Origin of the sequence: Labrys sp. KB_33_2 (genome assembly GCF_052114505.1) — a bacterium.
In the GTDB taxonomy this organism is placed as follows: domain Bacteria; phylum Pseudomonadota; class Alphaproteobacteria; order Rhizobiales; family Labraceae; genus Labrys.
This window is the reverse complement of sequence record NZ_JBFREW010000001.1, coordinates 562,994-587,460: the sequence shown is the minus strand read 5'-3', so window position 1 is coordinate 587,460 and position 24,467 is coordinate 562,994. Positions and strand designations below refer to the sequence as shown.

The window sequence follows — 24,467 nt, the reverse complement described above, 5'->3', positions numbered from 1 at the left end:
TTTCAGACCTTCAGCCAGGATCAGCCGCTACGTGATTAATTCACCGACAGGCGATCACAGCAAACCGCGCTTGGCGAGATTACGCAGGAGGTGGCTGGCGCCGAAAGTCCAGGGCGGTGCATCCGAGCTGCGCACCATGCGATTGGTAAGCGAGCCGAGTTCCGGGGCCGCGATGGTGACGACGTCGCCGATCTTGTGGGTGAAGCCCTTGCCCTTCTCGTCGCGGTCGTCGATAGGCGCGAACATGGTACCCAGGAAGAGAACTGCACCATCGGGATATTGATGGTTCACGCCGATCATCTGGGAAACGAGGTCGCCGGGATCGCGGCTGATCTTGGAGATCGAACTGACACCCGTTAGCCGGTAGCCCTCGGGCCCGCGCACCTCGAGCGTCACATCGGCACGCCTGACATGATCGAGCGAGAAGGTGGAATCGAACAGGCGCACGAAGGGACCGATCGCCGCCGAGGCATTGTTGTCCTTGGCTTTGGAAAGCAGAAGGGCCGAACGCCCCTCGAAATCGCGCAGATTGACGTCATTGCCCAGCGTTGCTCCGACGATCTTGCCGGCCGAAGACACCACCAAGACCACTTCGGGTTCGGGATTGTTCCAGGTGGAGTTCGGATGAAGGCCGGCATCGGCGCCGGTGCCGACGGCTGCCATGGGCTGGGCCTTGCTGAAGATCTCGGCATCCGGTCCGATACCGACCTCCAGATATTGCGACCAGGCACCTTGGGCGATCAGCACCTCCTTCAACCGCGCCGCCTCGGCCGAGCCGGGACGCAGGCGCGCAAGGTCGTCACCGACCAGCTTGACGATCTCGGCCCTGAGGGATGCCGCCGCAGCCGAGTTCCCTCGCGCCTTTTCCTCGATCACCCGCTCGAGCATCGAAACCACGAAAGTGACACCCGCCGCCTTGATGGCCTGCAGATCGATCGGCGCCAGCAACCAGGGCTTGCGCAGGTCGCGGTTGGCCGGCGGCGTATTGGCGAGGATTTCGGCGAGGGGGCCGATCTCGGTCGAGGGGGCCGCCTTGGCGGCCTGGGCCGGATTTCGGGCCTCGCAGAGATCCCTGACCGTGGGGAAGCTGGAGGTGATGTCATGCAGACCATCCTCCTTGGCAACCACGACGGCCGGCCCTTCGACATCCGGCAGCCAGACACGCCCGATCAATGTCCCGGCGACACCGTCGACCGGGAGGGTATTTTCGGGGGTGAGCGTGAACGACATTGCGGGCCTCGCGAGTGGTGAGAACTCTATCAACCTGCCCTTAGCGTCAACCGTGCGGAGGGGCAAGACTTGCATAAGCGGTATACAAAGATATGCGCCCTATGAATGTGGACTAACTCAACAGCCATAAAGCGGTAGCCAAAATTGACTATCATCGTATTCTCATGATTTTTAGCGATCATCTAATATACAACGAGATGGATACAAAATATTTCAAAAAATGAAACGTTAATATTTTCGTATTAGGCTTTGTTTTAAAAGTTTAACACACAAAACTTAGCGTTTACGTCCCAGTTCGGCCATCTCCCACATGCGACTAGTCGGACGAATTCACCAGGATAGGGCGCATCTTAGGTATTAAAGTACGTGCTATGGAAGTTTCGAGATTGCAAAAAAGCTCCGAAAATCTTCCGGCGTGTCCAAGCTGGAATCATAAACAGGATTGCGTGTAGGAAAAGCCGCGATTTGGTCGGGATAATCGGCAATCAGACTTTCACTCGAAAGATCAATGCCCCCTACGTCGAAATCCGGCGGTACCATCACAGGGTAACCCCGCCTGTCACCACGCACCGGAACCAGCGCCTTGCGCCGGTCGCCGGCGCGGTACTGTTCGATCAACCCGGCAATTTCACGTTCCGTCAGGCGCGGCTGGTCGCCGACACATAACATGATACCGTCGCAGCCCCTTTTGGCCGCCAACAGGCCTGCCCGCTCAAAAGCACGCCGGATCGCCGCCGCCGGACCATCGGCCGAGGGCGAGTCCACGAATTCGACCGGCGTACGAACGAGCACCTCCTCGATGCGTTCCCGCTGGTGACCGGTCACGACAATGACATCGGCGATGACGCCGCGGATGGTCTCGACGACATGGCGGATCATCGGGCGGGCGGAAATGTCGAGCAACAGCTTGTTGCGCCCCATGCGTCGCCCCTCGCCGCCGGCAAGAACGATCGCAATGTAATTCGCCAAAGGCTGATCATCGTCCGAGGGCATGGATGACACTTCGCTCTTTGGGAAAGGCAAAGCCGAATACACGGTTTTACCATGCTTGGCCATCATGGAAGCGTCTCGCGTCGACGAAATCAATCACGGCCGCGCGGTTAACGCTTCTTTTTGAAAATGGCCGTTAAGCTGCGGCCATGTTGCGTCGCGTTGTGTGTTCTCTCGTGCTGGGTACGGTTCTCGGTAGCCTGGCTGGTTGCGGGTCGTTCTTCAATCTCGAAGAGCGTGAGCCCTGGCGTGCCCAGGCGGAGTCGCAGTGCCTGGCCTCGGGCGCGGTCCGGGAAAGCGCCGGCATTCGCATCGCCCAGGCGATCGAGGGGCCTGGGGTATGCGGTGTCGACCATCCCTTCCGTGTCACAGCCCTCAATACCAATGGCGGACAGTCCGCCCCGGTCTACGCGACCCTTCAGCCTCGGGCGCCAGAAACCGTGGCCCCGCAGCCCAATTACGCACCTCAGCCTCAGCAACAATATGCGCCTCCGGCTTCGGGGACACCAGACGGCTTGCTGCCACCCGCAGCCGTCGGCGACCAGACCGGCGCACTCGGCGATAGCGGCGCTTCCGCGCCGATGTCCTACCGGGCAGCCCCGTCGCCTGGTCCCGTCCGTATTGCCGATGGCGGCCCCTTCGCGGTTTCGATGGACCGCAGCCTGGTGCTGTCCTGCTCCATGATCCCGGCCCTGACCCGCTGGCTGGTTCAGGACGTGCAGCCAGCGGCGATGGCGAATTTCGGCTCACCCATCGTGGAGATGACGACGTTCGGCAGCTATTCCTGCCGCCGGCGCAACAACGGCCATTTCGGCCGCATGTCCGAACATGCTTTTGCCAATGCTGTCGACGTCAAGGGCTTCAAACTGGCCGACGGACGCGAGACGCGCATCCTGACCGGCTGGCGCGGCTCGGCCCAGGAGCGCAGCTTCTGGCGTGACATCGCCTTTGGCGCCTGCCCTAAATTCACCACCGTGCTCGGGCCCGGCGCCCCCTTGCACGACAATCATCTGCATCTCGATCTTGCACGTCATGGCGCGCGCAGCAAGAGCATCTGCCGTCCGCGCGCTCCCGCCGGCTGGGTGGCCGCCGCGCAACGTGGTGCCGGCGGTGCGCCGCCGCCTTCCGATGACTATACCGGCTCGATCCAGGAGGTTCCGGCCGGCGGCTACGACGAATAACGGCGCTCTAAGCCAGAAGCGCTGCCTCTTCCACCCCAATCACACCCAACCGCGTCGCCGCCAGCAGAAGATGGCGGCGCATGGCGTTGCGCGCATTGGCAGCCGAACACGCCTCGACCGCGCGGTAGATGTCGCCATGTTCCTCGATGACGCTGTCGACGTGGGCCGGGCCTTTCTGCAGGGTATTGTTGCGGGCGACGGTCACGCTCTGGTGCAGCAGCAAGGATAGATAGCGCTGGAAATCGGCAACCTTGCCATTGCCGCTCGCCGCCGCCACGGCCCGGTGAAACTCGATATCGGCGCCAACACCGAGATCCTGGCCGAGCTTGGTGCGGTCCATCTCCTCCAGCCAATGCCGGAGTGCGGCCAGGTCGTCCTGCGAACGACGGATCGCCGCAAGCCCGGCCCCCTCCACTTCGAGACACAGGCGCAGTTCGAAGATCTCGCGCAGGGCCACGCCGCTGCCGACTTCTGCGTCTCGGATCCGGAAGGAACGCTGCAGCGGGGCGGCGCTGACGAAGACCCCAGCTCCCTGCCGGCTGACCACGATGCCGTCGGCCTTAAGGCGGGACACCGCCTCGCGGATGACCGTGCGGCTGACGCCGAAGCTGGCGGCAAGTTCGGGTTCGGTGGGCAGGCGGGCCCCAGCTTCGAAGCGCCCCTTCTCGATGTCCTCCTGCAGTGCGGCGACCACCCGATCGGCCAGAGGAAGCGGGCGCCCCAGACGCCTGTCCGCCTCACCATCTTGCCCGGCAGGTTCCGGGGCCGGGCGCACTCGCTCTTTGAGGGCCAAACACCCCTCCTCTTCGGCTTTCGGACAGAGCCCTGCCCGGTTTCAGGATGTTATGCGGATCGATTGCTCGTTTCAAAACACACAGAAACAGAATTCATCATATGACCATGTCACCATGTGATATTGACATGTTCTTACCATTGTGGAAGCCTTCCGCCAACTTCGCAAGTCAGGACACACGACCCGATCGCGAGCATGGTTGCGCAGCCTGGCTGCCTCGCCTGGTCGAATGATCGTCGGCGCAGGAGGACATGACGATGGCACCCACCGATCGGGGCGCGAACGAGACCATCTTCACCCTGGAGGCAACGCAGCTCAAATTCGGCAACGGGGCGGTCGAGGAACTCGACTGGGAGCTCAAGCGCCTTGGGCTTCGCAAGATATTGCTGGTCGCCGACCCAAGGTTGCGCCGGCTAGGAATTACCGAACGTGTCACCGAAATCATCGCGCGCGCCGGCGTCGAGATCAGCGTCTTCGAAAGCATTCTCGTCGAACCAACCATAGAGTCGCTGGGGGAGGCTGCCGCCTTCGCTTCATCCCAGGACGTCGATGGCTTCGTCGCCCTGGGCGGCGGCTCCACCATCGACACCGCCAAGGTCGCCAACCTCATCCGCAGCCATGGCGGCGCCATTATCGACTATGTCAATGCGCCCGTCGGAGGGGGCCGCAAGCCACCTTCACCCCTGCGTCCCCTGATCGCCATCCCGACCACCTCCGGCTCGGGCTCGGAGGCGACCACGGTCGCCGTCCTCGATATTCCCGAATTCAAGATGAAGACCGGTATCTCGCACCGCTATATGCGGCCGACGCTGGCCATCGTCGATCCCGAACTGGCGCGCACCACGCCGGGAGCCGTCACGGCCTCATGCGGCCTCGACGTGGTCTGCCACGCGGTGGAATCCTTCATTTCCCGCCCCTTCGACGCCCGACCGCGCCCTGCCACGCCGGATGACCGTCCGCCCTATCAGGGCAGCAACCCGGTGGCCGACATCTGGTCCCTCAAGGCGATCGAATTCGGCGGGCATTTTCTCGAGCGCGCCGTACGCGACGGCAACGACCTGGAAGCGCGCGGCACCATGATGCTCGGCGCCACCATGGCAGGCATCGGCTTCGGCACGGCGGGCGTGCACATCCCCCATGCCTGTGCCTATCCCCTCGCCGGCCTCAAGCACAGCTACAGCGCCCCCGGCTACGAGACGAGCCACAATTTCGTGCCACATGGCTTCTCGGTGATCGTCACCTCCCCGGCGGTATTCCGCTTCACCTATGATGCTGCACCGGACAAGCACATCCAGGCTGCCGAGTTGCTCAATGCCGGACCGATCGCCAATCCAGGCCCGGACTCGCTGCCGGACACCCTGATCAGGCTGATGAAGGCGGTCGGCGCGCCATCGGGCATCGCCGAACTCGGCTATGGCGAGGAAGACATTCCAGCCTTGGTGCAGGGCGCGCTCAAGCAGCAGCGCCTCCTGGTCGGTGCCCCCAAACCCATCGACGCCGCCGGGATCGAGGCCGTCATGCGCCAATCCCTGCGCAACTGGTAGGCGTGCTGACGGAAGAAAGACCAGGAGGAAACCATGGGTGAGATCGAACTGCACATGTTCCAGTGCGGCACGCTGAAGTGCAAGCTGCACAACATCAAGATGAACCAGGGCGCCAACACCGACTACGAAATTCCGGTCCCCTGGTATCTGCTCAAGCATCCCAAGGGGCTGGTGGTGATCGATGGCGGCAATGCCGTCGAGTGTGCCAGCGATCCGCGCGGCTATTGGGGCGGCATTTCCAGGACCTATTGGCCGGTGATGCAGGAAAGCGATGGCTGCGTGCAGAAGCTGCAAGCCATGGGCATCCGGCCCGATGACGTCACCCATGTCGTGCAGTCGCATCTGCATCTCGACCATACCGGCGCGATCGGCCGCTTCCCCAATGCCGTGCATGTCGTCCAGCGCCGCGAATACGAATATGCCTACGCACCCGACTGGTTCGCGGCCGGCGGCTATATCCGCAAGGATTTCGACCGGCCTGGCCTGAAATGGCAGTTCCTGGAGGCCGAGGCCACCGATGGCTATGATTTGTTCGGCGACGGTACGCTCAAGATGATCTTCACACCCGGCCATGCCCCGGGCCATCAATCCTTCCTGGTCACCCTGCCCAACAGCGGCGCCATCCTGCTGGCGGTCGATGCCGCCTACACGCTCGACCATTGGAATGAGAAGGCCCTGCCCGGCTTCCTTGCCTCGACCGTGGACACGGTGCGCTCGGTGCAGAAGCTGCGGTCCCTCGCTGCCAAGACCGAGGCCAAGGTGGTCACCGGCCACGACCCGGACGCCTGGCCGGCCTTCAAGCAATCACCGGGCTTCTACGACTAAAGCCCCGACGGGCGCCTGGACTATCCAGGCGCCAACGGCAGACCTCGTCGAAAAGCATGACAGTTGATAGACCTGGAGATCTGGCGGCGTCGACAATCCGCCGAACTCCGAAAGCTGCTGCATGAAAACGCCCATTACAGCCCGCCAGCGTCTCGTCGATCATCTCGGGGGCATCGCCGGCTATAATGACAAGGGCTATCTGTGGAGCGGGCATACACCTGCCGAGGTACAGGCCAATCAGGACGAGGCGCAGGCCGTCATTCTCAGACTGATCGGTGAGGTCGGAGAGGCGGCCTTCAGCCGGAGCCTGCTCGCCAAACTTCAATCCGGTGCTGGAGCCCGCGATGATTCCGGCGATCTGGCCGAATGGGCACGCCGGGAGTTGCTGCCATGAGCGTTGGCGATCACCTTTCCAGGCCGCCGGCCATTTCCGAGCCGGCTTTCGCCGAATTGCTTACGGCCTATCGGGATCCGCGCCGACATTATCACGATATCGGCCATATCGAGGCCATGCTGGCGGGCTTTCAGGACTGTCGCCCCCTCCTCCATGATGCCGGAGCCATCGAACTCGCAATCTGGTTCCACGATGCCGTGTACGATGCAGCGGCCCCGGACAATGAGGAGCGCAGCGCCGATCTCGCCCGACAGGTTCTCGATAGGCGGCTCGAACCGGAAAGACTGGAACGGGTGGCAGCGCTGATCCTGGCCACCAAAAAGCATGAATTCACTGACGGCACAGGAGCTGAGGAGCGATCCGACCTGGCCTATTTCCTCGATCTCGACCTGCAGATCCTCGGCGCAGAAGCGGAACGCTTCGATGCCTATGAGGCCGCGGTGCGCCGAGAATATGCGCATGTGCCTGAAACGGCCTGGCGCATCGGGCGGACTGCCGTGCTGCAGCGCTTCATGGTCCGGCCAAGGCTCTATTTCAGCAATCTCTTCGCCGAAAAGCTGGAGGAAAGAGCGCGCGCCAATCTCGCGCGCTCCCTCGCAAACCTGTCAGGCGACCAGCCTCCTCAGGCCAGCGTGTAGCTGGTCTTCACCGTGGTGTAGAACTCCGCGGCGTAGCGGCCCTGCTCGCGCGAGCCGTAGCTCGAGCCCTTCCGACCGCCGAACGGTACGTGATAGTCGACGCCCGCCGTCGGCAGGTTGACCATCACCATGCCGGCCTGGACATTGCGCTTGAAATGCGTGGCGTATTTCAGGCTGGTGGTGGCAATGCCGGCGGAGAGGCCGAATTCGGTGTCGTTGGCGGCGGAGAGTGCCTCGTCGTAATCCTTGACGCGCACCACGGCGGCAACCGGCCCGAAAATCTCCTCGCGGGCGATACGCATGTCGTTGCTGGCGCCGGTGAACAGGGCCGGCGTCAGATAGAAGCCGGGCGCCTCGCGCTTTACCAGATCGCCGCCGAAGGCCAGGTTGGCGCCCTCTTCCTTGCCGATCTTGATGTAGTTCAGGTCCTGGTCGAGCTGGCTCTGGTCGACCACCGGGCCGATATGGGTGCCGCTCTTCATGGCGTCGTCGACGCTGAGGCCCTTGAGGCGCTCGACCAACGCCGCCACGAAGGCATCGTGGATACCGTCGGTGACGATCAGGCGCGAAGAGGCGGTGCAGCGCTGGCCGGTGGAGAAGAAGGCACCGTTGACGGCGGCCTCCACGGCCACCTTGACGTCGGCATCGTCGAGCACGACGAAGGGGTTCTTGCCGCCCATTTCGAGCTGCACCTTCTTCATCGGCGAAGAAGCGACGCAGGTCGCGGCAATCTTGCGACCGGTACCGACCGAGCCGGTGAAGGAGATGGCATCGACGTCAGGCGAGGACAAGAGCGCCTCGCCGACCACCGAGCCGCGGCCCATCACCAGATTGAACACGCCGGCGGGCAGGCCGGAACGCGCGATGATCTCGCCCAATGCATGGGCGGTGGCTGGCACGAGATCGGCCGGCTTCAACACCACGGTGTTGCCGTAGCACAGCGCCGGCGCGATCTTCCAGGCCGGAATGGCGGCAGGGAAGTTCCAGGGCGTGATCAGGCCGACCACGCCGATGCCTTCGCGTGTGACCTCGACGCCGACGCCGGGGCGCACCGAACCGATGATCTCGCCGGCCAAACGCAGGGCTTCACCGGCGAAGAATCCGAAGATCTGGCCGGCCCGCGCCACCTCGCCGATGCCTTCGGGCAGGGTCTTGCCTTCCTCGCGCGAAAGGATGGCGCCGAGTTCTTCCTTGCGCGCCAGGATCTCGTCGCTGATGCGCTTGAGCACATCATGGCGCTCCTGCAGGGTCGAGCGGCTCCAGCCCGGGAACGCAGCCTTGGCGGCAGCGATGGCTTTTTCGGCCTCGGCCTTGGTCGCCCGCGGGAAATGCCCGACGATCTCGGCGGTGTTGGAGGGATTCACGTCCGGCGCGAGATCGGACGAGGCGACCCATTCGCCGGCGATGAAGTTACGGGCGTGCAGTGTCATCGATGCAATCCTGAAGATAGAGAAACTGGCCGGACATTAGTCTAACCAATGCCCGGCGCAAACCGGCAGCTTGACGCGGCCAGCCATTTTCCAGCGCCACCTGTTCAGGCAGCCGCAACGGCCGTCACGCGCCGGCGCACGATCAGGAGGGCGATCAGCGCGGCGACGATGCCGGTGAGGCCGGAGAAGAGGAAGGCCTCGACATAGCTTCCCTGCAGCACCCGCATATAGCCGGCCAGGGCCGCGGCGCTGGCCGCGCCGATCTGGTGCCCTGCCGCGATCCATCCGAATACGACGGGGGCATCGCGATCGCCGAAGGCCTCGTTGGTCAGGCGCACGGTCGGCGGCACTGTGGCGATCCAGTCGAGGCCGTAGAACACGCCGAAGACGGTGAGCGTATAGATGTTGAAGCCGCTGAAGGGCAGATAGATCAGGGCAATGCCACGCAGGCCGTAATAGACGAAGAGCAGCTTGCGCGGATCGTAGCGATCGGTCAGCCAGCCCGAGAAAGTGGTACCGAAGAGGTCGAAGATCCCCATCATCGCCATCAGGCTGGCAGCCTGCACCTCGGGGATGCCCATGTCGCCGCAAAAGGAGATCAGATGCATGCCCACCAGGCCGTTGGTGGTGAAACCGCAAATGAAGAAGGTGGCGAAGAGATACCAGAAGGTGCGCGTGCGGGCCGCCCGCACCAGCGCGCCGAACGAAGCATCGATGAGACCGGTCTGGGCCTGCGGCGGCTCAACCGGGGCCGAGGGATCGGCGCCATAGGGGCGCTGACCGATGTCGCTGGGGTGGTTGGGCACCAGGAAGAAGGCAAGCGGAATCAAGACGGCGCAAGCGATCGCCACCGCCGCCACCACCAATTGCCAGCCACCGATCTCGGAGAGCTTGGCGAGCCCGGGCTGGAAGATCAGCGTGCCCGTTGCCGCGCTGGCCGCCATCAGCCCCATGATCAGGCCGCGATTGGTCTTGAACCAGCGATTGGCGATCGTGGCGCCGAGCACCATGGCGACGCATCCGGACCCGAGACCTGAGAGCACGCCCCAGGTCGCGATCAACTGCCAGGATTCCGTCATCAGCAGGCTGAGGCCGATGGAGCCCGCCATCAGCGTCAGGGCGATGACCAGCACCTGACGTATGCCGAAGCGGTTCATCAGGGCCGCGGCAAACGGGCCGACCAGGCCGTAGAGGAGGATGCCGATCGAACCGGAGAGCGAAATCGTGTCGATACCCCAGCCGAACGCCTTGTGCAGAGGCTGAAGCAGCAGCCCGGGAGAGGCTCGCACGCCGGCCGCCACCAGCAGGCAAAGAAAGATGACGGCGACCACGACGAAGGCATATTTCTGGCCGAAAGGCCGACGGCTCACGGGCTGCATCGGAAGACCTGCACTGTCGAGATTGACTTGATACGTACCGGTCTGTAACATCGTTGTTGGAAATTGGAAAGAGGCAAATGACCGGATCTGCAAACGTCGCTTCGCCGCCGCAGCCACGCGCGGCAGATCGCATCCTCAAGACCGCCCGCGAGCTCTTCTACAAGGAGGGAATCCGGGCTGTCGGCGTCGACACCATCGCCTCGGAAGCTGGCGTGACCAAACCCACGCTCTATCGCTGTTTCAACTCGAAGGACGAATTGGCCGCCGCCTATGTCCGGGTCTACGATGCCGAGTTCTGGGCCCGCTTCGAGGGTGCAGGCGTCGGCTTCGAGAACGACCCGCGCACCCATCTGCGCAACTACCTGACAGGCCTTGGCGAAAGGGCGACCCTGGCGGGCTATCGCGGCTGCGGGCTGAGCAATGCCGCGGTGGAATATCCGGAAGAGGACAATCCCGCCCGCATGGTCGCCGAGGGCGGCAAGGTATTGCTGCGCGAGCGCCTGGAAGGCATGGCCGAGCGCATGGGCGCCAGGAAGCCGGGCTTGCTTGCAGACGGGCTGCTGCTGCTGATCGAAGGCGCTTTCATCAGCGGCCAGATCTTTCACGAAGGCGGACCGGCCAGCTCCGTCGCCGTGATCGCCGACATGCTGATCGATGCAAGCCTGAAGGAATAGCGTCAAAAACGCTCACGCCGCCCCGAAGCGGCGGCGATAATCGCCCGGGGTGAGCCCCATCGTCCGCACGAAGATCTTGCGGAAGGAGACCGGGTCGCCATAGCCGACATTCCAGGCGATGCGATCGAAGGAAAGCCGCGTCGTCTCCAGCATGTCGCGGGCCTTGGCAACGCGAAGCTGCTGGCAGTATTCGACAGGCCTCAGACCCGTGGCCTTGCCGAAGCGGCGCAGGAACGTCCGTCTCTCCAGCCCTGCCTTGGTTGCCATAGCCGATACGTCGATCTCACCGGCATAGGCCTGCTGGAGCCAGTGCTGAACCACGAGAATGGGTTCGTCGCCATGATTGAGCCGGGGCGAGAACACACTGTAATGGCGCTGTTCGCGCCCCAGGGGATCCACCAGCATGGCACGCCCGGTCTCCACCATGACGCTGGTGCCGAGCAGCCTTTCCACCAGCTTCAGGCCGAGATCGGTCCAGGACATCAGCCCCGCTGCGGTAACGATATCGCCATCATCGATCACGATCTTGGCCGAATCCACCCGGACCTTGCCGAAACGCTCGGCGAGAAGCTCGGCATAGCTCCAATGGGTGGTCGCCTGACGCCCGTCCAGCAAGCCGGTTTCAGCGAGCAGGAAAGCACCGACGCAGACCGAGGCCAGCACGCTGCCGCGGCCATGGCAGCGACGAAGGAAGTCGGCCAGATCAGCGGTCCAGGCCTCGCTCGGCGGCTTTGCCAAGCTCGGCGGCAGAATGATCATGCTCGGGATTGCGCTGTCGTCGCCGTCACGATTGCGGACCTGGCCGCTGTCGTCACACTCCCAGCGGCTCACCCGCAGCAGCGGACCACTGCCTTCCCTGCGCTCCCTGGCGATCCTGTCGGCGATGGCGAAGAGATCGGCCAGACCATAGAGCGCTGCCAGCTGTACGTCGGGATAGGCCAACAGGCCGATCTCGGAGGGAGGCATGGTCATTTGTCACTTTCGCCCTGATTTTTGTCACATGTGCCAATCGGCATTCTGCCCGGGGCGTCCTATTTCAGCAATCACAACGTCTGTTGAAACTGGAGAAATACCCCATGTCCAAGCGTGCCTTGATCCTCGTTGATATTCAGAACGACTATTTCCCGGGCGGCAAATGGACCCTGTCCGGCATCGAGGCAGCCACCGCCAACGCCGCGCGCCTGCTGGAGGCGGCCCGGGCGAAGGATGAAGTCGTGGTGCATGTACGCCATGAAGCAGCCAAGCCGGATGCTCCCTTCTTCGTGGCCGGTACGCCGGGCGCCGAGATCAACCCGGGCGTAGCCAACCGCGCTGGCGAGCAGGTCGTCGTCAAGAACTTCCCCAATTCCTTCAGGGATACCGGCCTCAAGAAACTGCTCGACGATGCCGGCGTCACCGACGTCCTGATCGCCGGCGCAATGAGCCATATGTGCATCGAGGCGACGACCCGGGCAGCGGCCGATTTCGGCTATGCGGTCACCGTCGCCCATGACGCCGCGGCCACGCGGGACCTGGAATTCGGCGGCGTCACCGTGCCGGCTGCGCAGGTCCATGCCGCCGCCATGGCATCGCTCGCCTTCGGCTATGCCAAGCTCGTCTCGACCGACGAACTGCTGGCGGGGTAAGGGGGAGTAGAAAGAGGCGCGGCTTACCTTCTCCCCTTGCGGGACCTGGCACTTCCTTTGGAAGTGCCTTGGGTGGCATTGCGGTGCAATGACGGATGAGGGGTGTCGGCGAACGTTTGGATGGGGCATGTTTCACCCCTCATCCGCCCCTTCGGGGCACCTTCTCCCCCTGCGGGAGAAGGGCCTCGCGCTTCATTCGTCTCGGTCAGAACCGACGAATGTCGTAGTTTCGTGCCTCACACCCCCCAGCGCAGGGCCGGCGTATGCACCGGCGCATCCCACAGCGCCTTGGCCTGCTCGTCCAGCACCGACACCGTCAGCGAGCAGCCGGCCATGTCGAGCGAAGTGACATAGGAGCCCGTCAGAGAGCGGGCTACCTTGATGCCCTTGGCGTCGAGCCATTTACGCGCCCGATCCTGCATCAGATAGAGCTCCATCAAGGGCGTACCGCCGAAGCCGTTGACGAAGAGCAGGATTTCGGTGGCAGAGGTCAGCGACAGGTCGCCCACGATGGCGCCCAGCATCTCGTCGACGATGGCATCGGCACAAGCCAGCTTGACGCGGCGCCGGCCGGGCTCGCCATGGATGCCGACGCCCATCTCCATCTCGTCCTCGCCGAGGTTGAAGGTCGGCTTGCCGGCCGCCGGCACCGTGCAGGAGGTGAGCGCCACACCCATCGAGCGCGTATGGCTGTTGACGCGCGCGCCCAGCGCCTTGAGGCTGGCGAGGTCGTCGCCGCGCTCGGCCGCGGCGCCAAGCATCTTCTCGACGATCAGCGTGCCGGCGACACCGCGCCGGCCGGTGGTCCAGGTCGAGTTCTCCACGGCGACGTCGTCGTCGAGGATCAGGCTTTCGACAGGGCCCGACGCCATCTCCGCCGCCATGGCGAAGTTCATCACGTCGCCCTCGTAGTTCTTGACGATATAGAGCGTGCCGGCGCCGCCATCGACGGCCTCGGCAGCGGCCATCATCTGGTCGGGCGTGGGCGAGGTGAAGACTTGGCCGGGGCAGGCTGCGTCGAGCATGCCGAAGCCGACGAAGCCGGCATGCAGCGGCTCATGACCGGAACCACCGCCCGAAATCAGGGCCACCTTGCCCGGCTTGACCTGGCGGCGGCGCACGAATTTACGCTCTTCGCCCAGGGTGACGAGATCGGCGTGAGCCGCCGCGAATCCGTCCAGGCTCTGCGCCAGCACGTCGTCGACTGCGTTGATGAGCTTTTTCATTCCATGGGCCTCCCTTTGTTCTTGGTTAGGACGTGTCGGAGCAGGAACCGATCTCCGGCTGTCAATTCTGAACCTGGCTGTCTCCGGATTCATCGGATGCCGGTTCCTCCTCCCCCTTGCTCTTGCGATCGAGTGCACGCGTGTAGTGGACCAGGCTTGTGACGAAATCGAGAATGGCCTTATCCATCGCCTGATTGCGCCTGACATCGCCGAGATCCGGCAGGGTCAGCGTCAGGCTACGCCCTTGTGCCGGCCTGCCCTGAGCCTGCGTCCGCCCTGGATGGGCGGCCTGATAGGCCTTGAGGAATTCCGCCTTCTCGGCCGGCGCGAGGTGGCAGACTTCGAAAATGACGTCGAGGTGCTGGGCCGGGATCGGAATGGGGTAGCCGGGATTGGTGATCTGCGAAATGAAGGATCTGTTGGTGCCGAGCGCCGCAGCCAGTTTCAGCCTCGTGCCCGAGGGGCGATTGTCCAGCGCGCGCCGCAGCAGCGCCTTGTAGGCGGCTATCGAGCGCGTGCTGGCATCGCGGGCGTCAGACATGTTTGAGATCCGCAATCGCCGCCTTGACGGCTCCCACCAGAGCAGGCGGCACGGACAGGCAGGTCAGGCCGACGCCGAGCAGTTTCGGCACCAGGCGCACCTCGCCGGCGGCATCGCCACAGATCGAGACCGGAACCTTGCGGGCCTTGCCGGCCCCAACCGCGCGGGCCATCAATTCGAGCACGGCCGGATCGCCGGCATCGTTGAGGCCGGCGACATCGGCAATGTCGCGGGCTGCGGCCATGGTGTATTGCGTGAGATCGTTGGAGCCGATCGAATAGAAATCCGCCGGGAAACGCAGCGCCCCGAGGGCGGCAGCGGGAACCTCGACCATGATGCCGAGCGGCGGCCGGCGGCAGGGCGTGCCTTCGGCGATGAGGGAAGCCACCACCTCGTCGAGCAGGGCGGAGGCCTCGGCCAATTCTCCCGGCACCGTCACCATCGGCAGCATGATGCGGATCTCGTGATGCAGGCTGGCCCGCGCCAAGGCCCTGAGCTGGACGCGGAAGGTTTCCGGACGAGCCAGCGACAGCCGCAATCCACGCAGACCCAGGAAAGGATTGGACTCGCCATCGCTGGTGACCCCGGCGATCGGCTTGTCGCCACCGGCGTCGAGGGTGCGTATCGTCACCGGCCGCCCGGCCGCCCAGGCGGCGATGGCGACATAGGCGGCATATTGGGCTTCCTCGTCCGGCAGGGGGCGGCCAGGCTCGAACAGGAACTCGGTGCGCACCAGGCCGATGCCATCGCAAATCTGAGGCGAAATGCCCTTGAGATCATCCGGCGAGGCGACGTTGATCATGATGTCGACGCGAGTGCCATTGGGAAGAAACACCGGCTCGCTTTTCATTGTCTCCGCCCGGGCATCGGCTTCGTGCCGGCGTGCGAGGGCCGGGCCGAAATCGGCGAGCGAGGCACTGTCGGGATCGAAGGTCACCGTTCCCGCCGCCCCGTCGACGATGGCCTGGCTTGCCTCCCCGAGCACGCCTAGCCCGGTCACCATCGGCACGCGGCGGCTGCGCGCGAGCATGGCGACATGGGAGGATGGCGAACCGGCACCCAGGGCGATCGCGCCGCCCTTGCTCCAGTCGACCGACAGGAACAGGGATGGCGGCAGGTCCTCGCCCACCAGGACCGAACCGGGCGGCACCTTCTCGCTTTCGGCTGCTCCGGTGAGATGGGCGAGCACGCGGTCGCGGATATCGGCGAGGTCGGTGCCACGCGCGCGAAAATAGGCATCCTCGCTGCGTTCGTAATCGGCAATTTCCGCGTCGAGGGCCGAACGCCAGGCGTGAACGGGCCCCACCCCGGCTGCGATCGCATCGAAGGCGCCCTCCGACAGGGCCTCGTCCTCGAGCATGGCGATCTGGAAGCCGATGATGTCGGCTCCTTCTTCATCGACGGCCTCGACCAGGGACACCAGATCGACCAGCGCCGCATCGATGGCGGTCCGCAAGGCGGCGTCGCCATCTTCCTGCACTGGTGCTTTCGCGGTCCGCGGCCTCGGCTTGCCGATCATGAAGACGGGTCCGGAGGCAAGCCCAGGCGATGCAGGACGTCCCGCCATCCGCCGTTCAGTCATGACACCCTCCTTGGCAGCCCCCCGGATGCAGCATCGTCACTCTTCTCCGAACTTGTCCTCGATCAGTCCCAGAATAGCCGATAGCGCTGTCTCGGCATCCGGTCCGTTCGCTGCAAAATGCAGCACCGTGCCCTTGGGCGCCTTCACCCGCATCACCTTGACCGGGCTCTTGGCATCGACCCAGGGTCCCGCTGCATCGGTGGCCAGCTCGATGCTCGACTGGAAGCTCTTGGCGAGCTGGGTCAGCTTCACGCTCGGCCTGGCATGCAGCCCGATCGCGTTGGTCAGCTCGGCCTTGCCCTTCAATGCTCCGTTGATATCCGGCATATCGATCCTATCCATAGAGATCTTCGGCGGCGGAGCGAACCGCCGCCAGGGAGGAATTTCCGGAGGCCTCCGTTGCGGCGATGACCGCCCCTTCCACCACCGGCGCATTGCAGATGACCACGAGGTCGCGCTTGTGCTCGTCGAGCATCTCGACGGCCATCTCGGCGTTGGTCTCGGCACCGCCGAGGTCGACGACGACGGCGACGCCTTCCTGCGACCAGACGCTGTCGATGGCGGCGATGATCTTGGCGACATCGGTACCGAGTCCGCCGCCGGGGTCGCCGCCCGTCCAGGCGACGCGCACGCTATCGCCTACCATCTGCCTCACCATGTCGGCCGCGCCTTCGGCGACCTTGGGCGAGTGCGATACGATCACCAGGCTCACGGTCATGGCATCAGCCCTTGCTTGTTGAGTTCGTCCGCCACGGTGGCGATGAGCAACGAGGAAGATCGGGCGCCCGGATCCATATGGCCGACCGAGCGCTCGCCGAGGAAGGAAGCGCGCCCACGGATCGCCTGCATCGGCACCGTCTTGTCGGCGGCGGCGATGGCTTCCGCCTTGAGCGCGGCTGCGTCGGCACCGGCAGCCAAGGCCGCTTGCACCGGGACGAGGACATCGAGCAGCGTCTTCTGCCCGGCTTCGGAGCGGCCACGCGCCTTCACGCCCTCGACCGCCTTGGCGAAGGCGGCGACCAGCGCAGCTCGATCGGGCTCGGTGCCGACAGCCTTGCCAAATTCCATGAAGAAGGTACCGAAAAGCGGGCCGGAAGCACCGCCAACCTTCATCACCATGGCCATGCCCGCCGCCTTGAGCAGGTCCGGCCAGGATTTTTCGGCAAGGCCCGGCAATTCGGCGGTAACGGCCTCGAAGCCCCGCTTGAGATTCAGGCCGTGATCACCATCGCCGATCGCCTGATCGAGCGCCGTGAGTTCTTCGGAATGTTGGAATATGGTTGCTGCAACCGCACGAATGAGCTGCTCTCTTGCTTGGCTGTCCATCGTCCGGCCTCCGCCCCGCAGTCTTATGATGGCCGGTCATTGCCGGCTCGTGGTTTGCTTATTTGTTTAGTTGATCATCGAACCCTAAACATTGCAAGCGAAACTATCGCCTTGCGGCACCGGACTGAGGAACTCCTGCGGGCCACCCTGTACTGAACATTCCCGCGACGGCTGCGCGGTGCGTCCTCGACCACTCCCGCGCGAGCGTATCCCCTTCTGCCGTCACATTCCTGTATCCCCAGCCACCTAAGCAGGTGCCTATCTTAACGTCAGTATTGGTGCCATATCGCCATTGACGAAGCTTGCCCGGATGGCCAAGACTAGCGCCAAGCAAGATTTAGAAGCGCTAAGCAGATTCCCCCTGCTCGAGCAGGAGGAATCTGCAGAATATCAAACGCTTGCAAAGTTTCCCGATATTACCCATTCGTGGGCAATATCGGGAAACTTTGCTTAGGGGAAACGCTCCGCTTGATGGCAAAAGATACAGTCCTGAAAGCCGAAGGCCTGACCAAGGACTTCAGGGGATTCCGGGCAGTCGACGGTGTCGATCTCTCGGTCATGCGCGGAACGGTCCATGCTCTCATCGGTCCGAACGGCGCCGGCAAGACGACCTGTTTCAATCTCTTGACCAAGTTCCTGTCCCCGTCGGCCGGACGCATTACCTATAAGGGCCAGGACATTACCGGCATGAAGCCGGCCGCCGTAGCCCGGCTCGGCCTGGTCCGCTCCTTCCAGATCTCGGCTGTGTTCGGCGAGATGAGCGTGAGCGACAATATCCGCATCGCCCTGCAGCGCCGGCGCGGGCATTCCTATGATTTCTGGCGCTCGCAGCGTGTCCTCGCCGATATGAACCAGGAGGCGGCCGAACTCGCCGAGAGCGTCGGCCTGTCGTCCTTCCTGGCTACGCCGGCCAAGGAACTCTCCTACGGCCGCAAGCGCGCCCTGGAACTCGCAACGACCCTGGCGCTCGATCCGGAAATGCTGTTGCTCGACGAACCGATGGCCGGCATGGGCCATGAGGATGTCGAGCGCACCACCGAGCTCATCCGCAAGATCGCGGCAAGCCGCACCATCCTGATGGTCGAGCACAATCTCTCGGTGGTCGCCACCCTGTCCAATACCATCACGGTGCTGGCGCGCGGCAAGGTGCTGGCGCAGGGCGACTACAAATCCGTCTCCGGCGATCCGCGGGTGGTCGAGGCCTATATCGGGAGTGGCCATGCCTGATTCGGCGAACATCCCTGCCCCCCTGCTCCGGGTACGCGGCCTCGAGGCCTGGTATGGCGAGTCCCATGTGCTGCACGGCATCGATTTCGACGTTAACCCCGGCGAGGTGGTGACGCTGCTCGGTCGCAACGGCGCCGGCAAGACCACCACGATGAAATCGATCATCGGCGTTATGGCCAAGCGAAAGGGCTCGATCCATTTCGGCGGGCAGGAAACCATTGGCCTCGGCTCTCGCCATATCGCCCGTATGGGCATCGGCTATTGCCCGGAAGAGCGCGGCATCTTCGCCAGCCTCTCGGTGAAGGAAAATCTCGAACTGCCGCCGGTGGTGAAGCCCGGCGGCCTGACGGTGGACGAGATCTTCACCCTGTTCCCCAACCTCAAGCAGCGCCTCGCCAGCCAGGGCACCAAGCTCTCGGGCGGCGAGCAGCAGATGCTGGCCATCGGCCGCATCCTGCGCACCGGCGCCAATCTCCTGCTGCTCGACGAGCCGACCGAGGGCCTCGCACCGGTGATCGTCGAGCAGATCGGGCACACCATCGCCAGCCTCAAGCAGCGCGGCTTCACCATCATCCTGGTCGAACAGAATTTCCGCTTCGCCTCGACCGTGGCGGATCGCCACTATGTCGTCGAGCAGGGCAAGGTGATCGACATGATCCCCAATGCCGAGCTGGAAGCCAGCAGCGACAAATTGCACGCCTATCTGGGCGTGTGACGCCAATCAAAAAGCTGAACGGGAGACGCTCATGATTTCAAAACGGACCCTGCTCGCAGCAGCAGCCCTCGCCACCATGTTCATGGGTTCGGCGCTCGGGCCGGCAAGCGCGGAGGACATCGCGGTCAAGCTCGGCATCCTCAACGATCGGTCCGGCGTCTATGCCGACCTCTCCGGCGAGGGCTCGGTGATCGCCGCCAAGATGGCGGTGGAGGACTTCAAGGCCGCCGAGAAGGGCCTTAAGGTCGAGATCGTCTCGGCCGATCACCAGAACAAGCCCGATATCGGCGCCGGCATTGCCCGCCAATGGTACGACCAGGATGGCGTCGACGCCATCTTCGACGTGCCGACCTCCTCGGTGGCACTCGCCGTCAGCCAGGTGACCAAGGAAAAGAACAAGATCTTCATCGACTCCGGCGCCGGCTCCACCGAGATCACTGGAAAGCAGTGCACGCCCAATACGCTTTTGTGGACCTACGACACCTATGCTCTGGCCAAGGGTACGGGCGGGGCCATGGTCAAGCAGGGCGGCGACAGCTGGTTCTTCATCACGGCCGACTATGCCTTCGGCAAGTCACTGGAGGAAAATGCCTCTGCCATCGTGAAGGCTGCGGGCGGCAAGGTGGTCGGCTCGATCAAGGCGCCCTTCCCGACCTCCGATTTCTCCTCCTTCCTGCTGCAGGCCCAGTCCTCCGGCGCCAAGGTGATCGGGCTCGCCAATGCCGGCGGTGACACCGTCAACGCCATCAAGCAGGCCGCCGAATTCGGCATCACCCAGGGCGGCCAGAGCCTGGCGGGCCTGTTGATCTTTATCTCCGACGTGCATGCGCTCGGCCTGCAGGCGGCCCAGGGCCTGGTGCTGACGGAAGCCTTCTACTGGGATCTCAACGACGGCACCCGCGCCTGGTCGAAGCGCTTTGCCGAACAGAGCGGCGGCAAGATGCCGACCATGGTGCATGCCGGCGTCTATGCCGGTGTCCTGCACTATCTCAAGGGCATCGAGGCCGCCAAGTCCAAGGACGCCGCGGCAGTGATGGCCAAGATGAAGGCAACGCCGACCGACGATCCCCTGTTCGGCAAGGGCGAAGTGCGCAAGGATGGCCGCGTGACCCACGACATGTATCTGTTCCAGGTCAAGAAGCCCGACGAATCCAAGGGGCCGTGGGACTACTACAAGCTGCTCGCCACCATTCCGGCGGCCGAGGCCTTCCAACCCATGGCCGAGGCCGGCTGTCCGCTGGTGAAGTAGTAATAGGGCCGTTCGGCGCATTGCGGATCATGCTATGCGCCTTTCGTTCCCTCTCGCCGATGACGAAGCAGACGACGGTGAAGGACCCATAAGGTGACGACGATATTCGGCATTCCCCTGCAGGGCATCATGGCCCAGCTCGCGCTGGGCCTGATCAATGGCTCCTTCTACGCATTGCTCAGCCTGGGCCTCGCCATCATCTTCGGCCTGCTCAACGTCATCAACTTCGCCCATGGCGCCCTTTACATGATGGGGGCCTTCGCGGCTTGGATGCTGTTCAACTATGCCGGCATCGGTTTCTGGCCGGCGCTCATCCTGGCGCCGCTCGGCGTCGGCCTGGTCGGCATCGCGATCGAACGGGTCTTCATCTCCAGGCTCTACCAGCTCGATCATCTCTACGGCCTGCTGCTCACCTTCGGCCTGGCGCTGATCATCCAGGGCCTGTTCCGCAACTACTACGGCGTTTCCGGCGTGCCCTACACCCTGCCGGCGGCCCTGACGGGGCCCGTCAATCTCGGCTTTATGGTGCTGCCGAAAAGCCGCGTCTTCGTGATCGCCTTCTCGCTGGCCATCTGCCTCGCGACCTGGCTGGTGATCGAGAAGACGCGCCTGGGCGCCTATCTGCGCGCCGCGACCGAGAATCCCAAGCTGGTCGAGGCCTTCGGCATCAACGTGCCCTTGCTGAGGATGCTGACCTACGGCTTCGGGGTCGGCCTCGCCGGGCTTGCCGGTGTGCTGGCGGCGACCACCAGCAACGTCAATCCCAATATGGGCTCCGATCTCATCATCGTGGTCTTCGCGGTGGTGGTGATCGGCGGCATGGGCTCGATCCTCGGCTCGGTGGTGACAGGCTTCGGCCTTGGGCTGATCGAGGGCATCGTCAAGAATTTCTACCAGCAGGGATCGGCCACCGTAGTCTTCGTGGTGATGGTCATCGTGCTGCTCGTGCGGCCCGCCGGCCTGTTCGGGAGGGCCTCATGATGGCCTCCTCCAGCCAGCCGGCTGCCGCGACCCGCACAATGCCCCTGATCGGGGATCGCGGCGTCATGCTGCTCATCGTCGCACTGATCGCCGTCGCGCCCTTCGTCGCCTATCCGGTCTTCGTGATGAAGGTGCTGTGCTTCGGCCTGTTCGCCTGCGCCTTCAACCTTCTGCTCGGCTATGGCGGCCTGCTCTCCTTCGGCCACGCCGCCTTTTTCGGCATGGCGAGCTATGCCAGCGCCCATGCCGCCAAGGTCTGGGGCCTGACGCCGGAACTGGCGATCCTCAGCGGAGGTGCCGTGGCCGCCATCCTCGGCCTCGCGGTCGGCTCGCTCGCCATCCGGCGCCAGGGCATCTATTTCGCCATGATCACCCTGGCCCTGGCCCAGATGGTGTATTTCTTCGCCCTGCAGGCGCCCTTCACCGGCGGCGAGGACGGCATCCAGGCGGTACCACGCGGCAAGCTGTTCGGTCTCATCGACCTTTCCGACGACAAGGCCCTCTATGTCCTGGTTGCCGTGATCGTGCTCCTGGGCCTGTTCGCCATCCACCGCATCGTGCATTCGCCCTTCGGGCAGGTGATGAAGGCGATCCGCGACAACGAGCCCCGTGCCCTCTCGCTGGGCTATGACGCCGAGCGCTTCAAGCTGATGATGTTCACCCTGTCGGCTACCCTGGCCGGCATTGCCGGCGCCACCAAGGCGCTGGTGTTCCAACTCGCCTCGCTGACGGACGTGCACTGGACGATGTCGGGCGAAGTCGTGCTGATGGCGCTGGTCGGCGGCACCGGCACGTTGTTCGGCCCGATGCTCGGCGCGCTGATCGTGGTGGCGATGGAAACCTATCTCGCCCCGCTCGGCTCCTGGGTGACGGTGGCCCAGGGCGCGGTCTTCGTCATCTGCGTGCTCGCCTTCCGCGACGGGCTCGCCGGCACTTTGGCCAAGCTGCTGCGCAAGGCCGGCTAGGCAGTATTGCCACCCTCCTCAATCGGGGCCGCGGTGCTCCAGCCGTTCCGTTGCGAAGGCGGCCAGTCCGGCGATGCCGAGAGCGGCACCGGTCGCGGCCGTAAACATCCAGCCGCCGGAGTGATAGGTCAGCGTACCCAGCACCGATCCCAGCGCCCCGCCGACGAACACCGTGGTCATATAGAGGGCATTGATGCGCCCCCGAACCGCTGGGGCGGTCGAGAAGATGGTGCGCTGGCTCACGATCTGGTTGGTCTGCACCGCTGCGTCGATCACCAGCGTCGCAACGATCAGCACCAGAAGAGACAGGATGTGCTCCCCCAAAGCCGTGGCGAGAAAGGCCAGCGCCAGAGAAGCCATCGCGCCGTAGGTCGCCATGCGCCCATGCCCATGATCGGCAAGGCGCCCCGCCAGCGGCGCTGCCAGCGCTCCACCCGCCCCGGCGAGAGCGAAGAGACCGATCGCATAGTCGGACATGCCGAAACGTTCCGTCAGCATCAGGGGCGCGGCGGTCCAGAACAGGTTGAAGGCTGAGAACAACAGCATCTGGTAGAGGGCGCGGCGGCGGAGGATCGGCGTGTTCCGCACGAGGCCCGGCAGCGAGGCCAGCACGGCCCCGTAATGGCTCGTGCCGGACGGCTGATAGCGTGGCATCATGCGCCAGAGAACAGCGCCGATGCCGATCATCAGCCCAGCGGAGACGAGGAAGACCGCCCGCCAATTCAGATAGGCCGCCACGAAAAGCGCGGCGGGCCTTGCCAGCATGATGCCGGTGATCAGACCGGCCATCACCAGGCCGACCGCGCGGCCACGCCGCTCGGGCGGAACGAAATGAGTGATGAAGGGCACCAGGATCTGGGCACCAGCCGAGAATATGCCGATGGCGAGCGATGCGAACAGGAAAGCCACGACACCTTGTGCGACAGCCGCGAGGAGCAGGCTGGCGGCCGCGCAAACGAGCGTCGCCAATGCCAGAACCTTGTTCTCGATGAGATCGGCCAGGGGGACCAGCAGGATGAGCCCCAGCCCATAACCGATCTGGGTGAGGCTGACGATGGCGCCAGCCAGATCAGGGCCGATACCGATCTCGGGTGCGATCTTGGCGACCAGCGGCTGGGCATAATAGAGATTGCCGACGATGGCCCCGGTTGCGACCGCCAGGGTCAGGACCAAGGCGGGAGCAGCCTGCCGAACGGCGGTGGGGGCAGTATTTTCCATCTGATGCATCGGGTTCACGGCAAGCGGTTTCACGGCGAGTACTCGCCGATTAATGAAACGATACGTATCGTTATGATTGAATAAAACGATACGTTTCGTTATGTCAAGATGGGGAGGCACCGCATGGAGACGACAACCACGCAGCCAAGGCGCCGCTCGATCGGCGCCCGTCGCAATCCGCACACCGAGACCGCCATCATCGAGGCCGCACGAGAGCTTCTCGCGGATCGAGGCTATGCGGGGTTTTCCATCGAGGAGGCCGCCCGGCGAGCCGGTGCCGGCAAGGCCACCGTCTATCGCTGGTGGCCGACCAAGGCCGACCTGTTCATGGCAGCCTATGGAGCCGAAAAGGCGCGGGCGATAAGCCTGCCGGACACGGGCAGCCTGGTCGAGGATCTCGTACAGCATACCGCCGATCTATGGCGCTTCTGGCGAACTCCCCCCGGCGGCGCCTTCAGGGCCCTGCTCGCCGAAGCGCAAGCGAGCGAAGCGGCGGGCTCGCGCCTGCGCAACGAGTTTCTGCCCGTGCTGTTCCGGCCAGCGCGCCGTCTCTTCGAGCGGGCAGCGGCGCGCGGCGAATTTCCTGCCCGATTGATCGATGAACGCATCGCATTGTGGGCAGGATTCAACTGGTACCATCTGCTGACCTGGCAGATCGACGCCGACGAGGCACTCCTGCGTCGGATCGAAACACTGGTCGCCTCCGGCGGAAATGGCGCCGGATAGGGTTCCGG

The 24,467-nt window shown here is 64.0% G+C and carries 26 protein-coding genes; 13 read left to right on the top strand and 13 right to left on the bottom strand.

Going from position 1 to position 24,467, the window contains the following annotated elements; genetic code table 11:
• Positions 1–54 precede the first annotated feature (54 nt).
• Both AB4037_RS02780 and AB4037_RS02775 read right to left on the bottom strand, forming a co-directional pair.
• Positions 55–1,230, bottom strand: a complete 1,176-nt coding sequence (locus AB4037_RS02780; RefSeq protein ID WP_441770450.1) for a fumarylacetoacetate hydrolase family protein — start codon at positions 1,228–1,230, stop codon at positions 55–57.
• 369 nt (positions 1,231–1,599) lie between these two features.
• Positions 1,600–2,289 (bottom strand): nucleotidyltransferase family protein, encoded by a 690-nt coding sequence (locus tag AB4037_RS02775; protein WP_441770449.1) that lies wholly within the window; start codon positions 2,287–2,289, stop codon positions 1,600–1,602.
• 80 nt (positions 2,290–2,369) lie between these two features.
• Between AB4037_RS02775 and AB4037_RS02770 the strand changes: the two genes are divergently transcribed.
• On the top strand, positions 2,370–3,401 hold the full coding sequence (locus tag AB4037_RS02770) for an extensin-like domain-containing protein (RefSeq protein ID WP_434957537.1): 1,032 nt from the start codon (positions 2,370–2,372) through the stop codon (positions 3,399–3,401).
• Between the two features lie 7 nt (positions 3,402–3,408).
• Here the strand turns inward: AB4037_RS02770 and AB4037_RS02765 are convergent, their stop codons facing one another.
• On the bottom strand, positions 3,409–4,194 hold the full coding sequence (locus AB4037_RS02765) for a FadR/GntR family transcriptional regulator (protein WP_434957538.1): 786 nt from the start codon (positions 4,192–4,194) through the stop codon (positions 3,409–3,411).
• A 251-nt stretch (positions 4,195–4,445) separates the two neighbouring features.
• On the opposite strand from AB4037_RS02765, the gene AB4037_RS02760 reads away from it, so the two are divergent.
• From AB4037_RS02760 to AB4037_RS02745, 4 genes are all read left to right on the top strand, one after another.
• Positions 4,446–5,738 (top strand): hydroxyacid-oxoacid transhydrogenase, encoded by a 1,293-nt coding sequence (locus tag AB4037_RS02760; protein ID WP_441770448.1) that lies wholly within the window; start codon positions 4,446–4,448, stop codon positions 5,736–5,738.
• Between the two features lie 33 nt (positions 5,739–5,771).
• Entirely contained in the window at positions 5,772–6,563 is a 792-nt protein-coding gene (gene attM / locus AB4037_RS02755; protein WP_434957540.1) for an AttM family quorum-quenching N-acyl homoserine lactonase, read from the top strand.
• A gap of 121 nt (positions 6,564–6,684) precedes the next feature.
• On the top strand, positions 6,685–6,957 hold the full coding sequence (locus AB4037_RS02750) for a hypothetical protein (RefSeq protein ID WP_434957541.1): 273 nt from the start codon (positions 6,685–6,687) through the stop codon (positions 6,955–6,957).
• Positions 6,954–7,595 (top strand): HD domain-containing protein, encoded by a 642-nt coding sequence (locus AB4037_RS02745; RefSeq protein ID WP_441770447.1) that lies wholly within the window; start codon positions 6,954–6,956, stop codon positions 7,593–7,595. The genes AB4037_RS02750 and AB4037_RS02745 overlap by 4 nt, the downstream gene beginning before the upstream one ends.
• On the opposite strand, the gene AB4037_RS02740 is transcribed toward AB4037_RS02745, so the two are convergent.
• Positions 7,580–9,025, bottom strand: a complete 1,446-nt coding sequence (locus AB4037_RS02740; protein WP_441770446.1) for an aldehyde dehydrogenase family protein — start codon at positions 9,023–9,025, stop codon at positions 7,580–7,582. The two genes, AB4037_RS02745 and AB4037_RS02740, sit on opposite strands and share 16 nt — an antisense overlap.
• Before the next feature lie 104 nt (positions 9,026–9,129).
• Positions 9,130–10,404: an MFS transporter gene (locus AB4037_RS02735; RefSeq protein WP_441770445.1), complete on the bottom strand. Its 1,275-nt coding sequence runs from the start codon at positions 10,402–10,404 to the stop codon at positions 9,130–9,132.
• Positions 10,405–10,481: 77 nt separating this feature from the next.
• On the opposite strand from AB4037_RS02735, the gene AB4037_RS02730 reads away from it, so the two are divergent.
• Positions 10,482–11,078 (top strand): TetR/AcrR family transcriptional regulator, encoded by a 597-nt coding sequence (locus tag AB4037_RS02730; RefSeq protein ID WP_434957545.1) that lies wholly within the window; start codon positions 10,482–10,484, stop codon positions 11,076–11,078.
• A gap of 12 nt (positions 11,079–11,090) precedes the next feature.
• On the opposite strand, the gene AB4037_RS02725 is transcribed toward AB4037_RS02730, so the two are convergent.
• Entirely contained in the window at positions 11,091–12,050 is a 960-nt protein-coding gene (locus AB4037_RS02725) for a GlxA family transcriptional regulator (protein ID WP_434957546.1), read from the bottom strand.
• Positions 12,051–12,154: 104 nt separating this feature from the next.
• Here AB4037_RS02725 and AB4037_RS02720 point away from each other — a divergent pair, with 104 nt between their 5' ends.
• Positions 12,155–12,703, top strand: coding sequence for a cysteine hydrolase family protein (locus tag AB4037_RS02720; protein WP_441770444.1), 549 nt, complete (start codon positions 12,155–12,157; stop codon positions 12,701–12,703).
• A gap of 236 nt (positions 12,704–12,939) precedes the next feature.
• Here the strand turns inward: AB4037_RS02720 and dhaK are convergent, their stop codons facing one another.
• From dhaK to dhaL, 6 genes are all read right to left on the bottom strand, one after another.
• Positions 12,940–13,929, bottom strand: coding sequence for a dihydroxyacetone kinase subunit DhaK (gene dhaK, locus AB4037_RS02715; RefSeq protein ID WP_441770443.1), 990 nt, complete (start codon positions 13,927–13,929; stop codon positions 12,940–12,942).
• Between the two features lie 61 nt (positions 13,930–13,990).
• Entirely contained in the window at positions 13,991–14,470 is a 480-nt protein-coding gene (locus AB4037_RS02710; protein WP_441770442.1) for a hypothetical protein, read from the bottom strand.
• Positions 14,463–16,052, bottom strand: coding sequence for a putative PEP-binding protein (locus AB4037_RS02705; protein ID WP_434957550.1), 1,590 nt, complete (start codon positions 16,050–16,052; stop codon positions 14,463–14,465). The genes AB4037_RS02710 and AB4037_RS02705 overlap by 8 nt, the downstream gene beginning before the upstream one ends.
• Before the next feature lie 36 nt (positions 16,053–16,088).
• Entirely contained in the window at positions 16,089–16,379 is a 291-nt protein-coding gene (locus AB4037_RS02700) for an HPr family phosphocarrier protein (RefSeq protein WP_441770441.1), read from the bottom strand.
• Positions 16,380–16,386: 7 nt separating this feature from the next.
• Positions 16,387–16,770 (bottom strand): dihydroxyacetone kinase phosphoryl donor subunit DhaM, encoded by a 384-nt coding sequence (gene dhaM / locus AB4037_RS02695; protein WP_434957552.1) that lies wholly within the window; start codon positions 16,768–16,770, stop codon positions 16,387–16,389.
• A complete protein-coding gene (dhaL, locus tag AB4037_RS02690; RefSeq protein WP_434957553.1) occupies positions 16,767–17,378 on the bottom strand; it encodes a dihydroxyacetone kinase subunit DhaL in 612 nt (203 codons plus the stop codon). Before dhaL ends, dhaM begins: the two co-directional genes overlap by 4 nt.
• 471 nt (positions 17,379–17,849) lie before the next feature.
• On the opposite strand from dhaL, the gene AB4037_RS02685 reads away from it, so the two are divergent.
• The 5 genes from AB4037_RS02685 to AB4037_RS02665 all read left to right on the top strand — a co-directional run bounded on the left by AB4037_RS02685 (position 17,850) and on the right by AB4037_RS02665 (position 22,515).
• Complete coding sequence (locus AB4037_RS02685) at positions 17,850–18,605, top strand: ABC transporter ATP-binding protein (RefSeq protein WP_434957554.1); 756 nt, start codon at positions 17,850–17,852, stop codon at positions 18,603–18,605.
• Positions 18,598–19,320 (top strand): ABC transporter ATP-binding protein, encoded by a 723-nt coding sequence (locus AB4037_RS02680; protein ID WP_434957555.1) that lies wholly within the window; start codon positions 18,598–18,600, stop codon positions 19,318–19,320. The genes AB4037_RS02685 and AB4037_RS02680 overlap by 8 nt, the downstream gene beginning before the upstream one ends.
• Positions 19,321–19,351: 31 nt before the next feature.
• A complete protein-coding gene (locus AB4037_RS02675; protein WP_434957556.1) occupies positions 19,352–20,569 on the top strand; it encodes an ABC transporter substrate-binding protein in 1,218 nt (405 codons plus the stop codon).
• Between the two features lie 93 nt (positions 20,570–20,662).
• The gene (locus AB4037_RS02670; protein ID WP_441770440.1) at positions 20,663–21,550 is read left to right on the top strand and encodes a branched-chain amino acid ABC transporter permease; all 888 of its coding nucleotides are present in this window, start codon (positions 20,663–20,665) and stop codon (positions 21,548–21,550) included.
• Between the two features lie 38 nt (positions 21,551–21,588).
• On the top strand, positions 21,589–22,515 hold the full coding sequence (locus AB4037_RS02665) for a branched-chain amino acid ABC transporter permease (protein WP_434959680.1): 927 nt from the start codon (positions 21,589–21,591) through the stop codon (positions 22,513–22,515).
• Between the two features lie 18 nt (positions 22,516–22,533).
• Here the strand turns inward: AB4037_RS02665 and AB4037_RS02660 are convergent, their stop codons facing one another.
• A complete protein-coding gene (locus tag AB4037_RS02660; RefSeq protein WP_441770439.1) occupies positions 22,534–23,733 on the bottom strand; it encodes an MFS transporter in 1,200 nt (399 codons plus the stop codon).
• A gap of 123 nt (positions 23,734–23,856) precedes the next feature.
• Here AB4037_RS02660 and AB4037_RS02655 point away from each other — a divergent pair, with 123 nt between their 5' ends.
• Complete coding sequence (locus tag AB4037_RS02655) at positions 23,857–24,459, top strand: TetR/AcrR family transcriptional regulator (protein WP_434957559.1); 603 nt, start codon at positions 23,857–23,859, stop codon at positions 24,457–24,459.
• Positions 24,460–24,467: the final 8 nt, after the last annotated feature.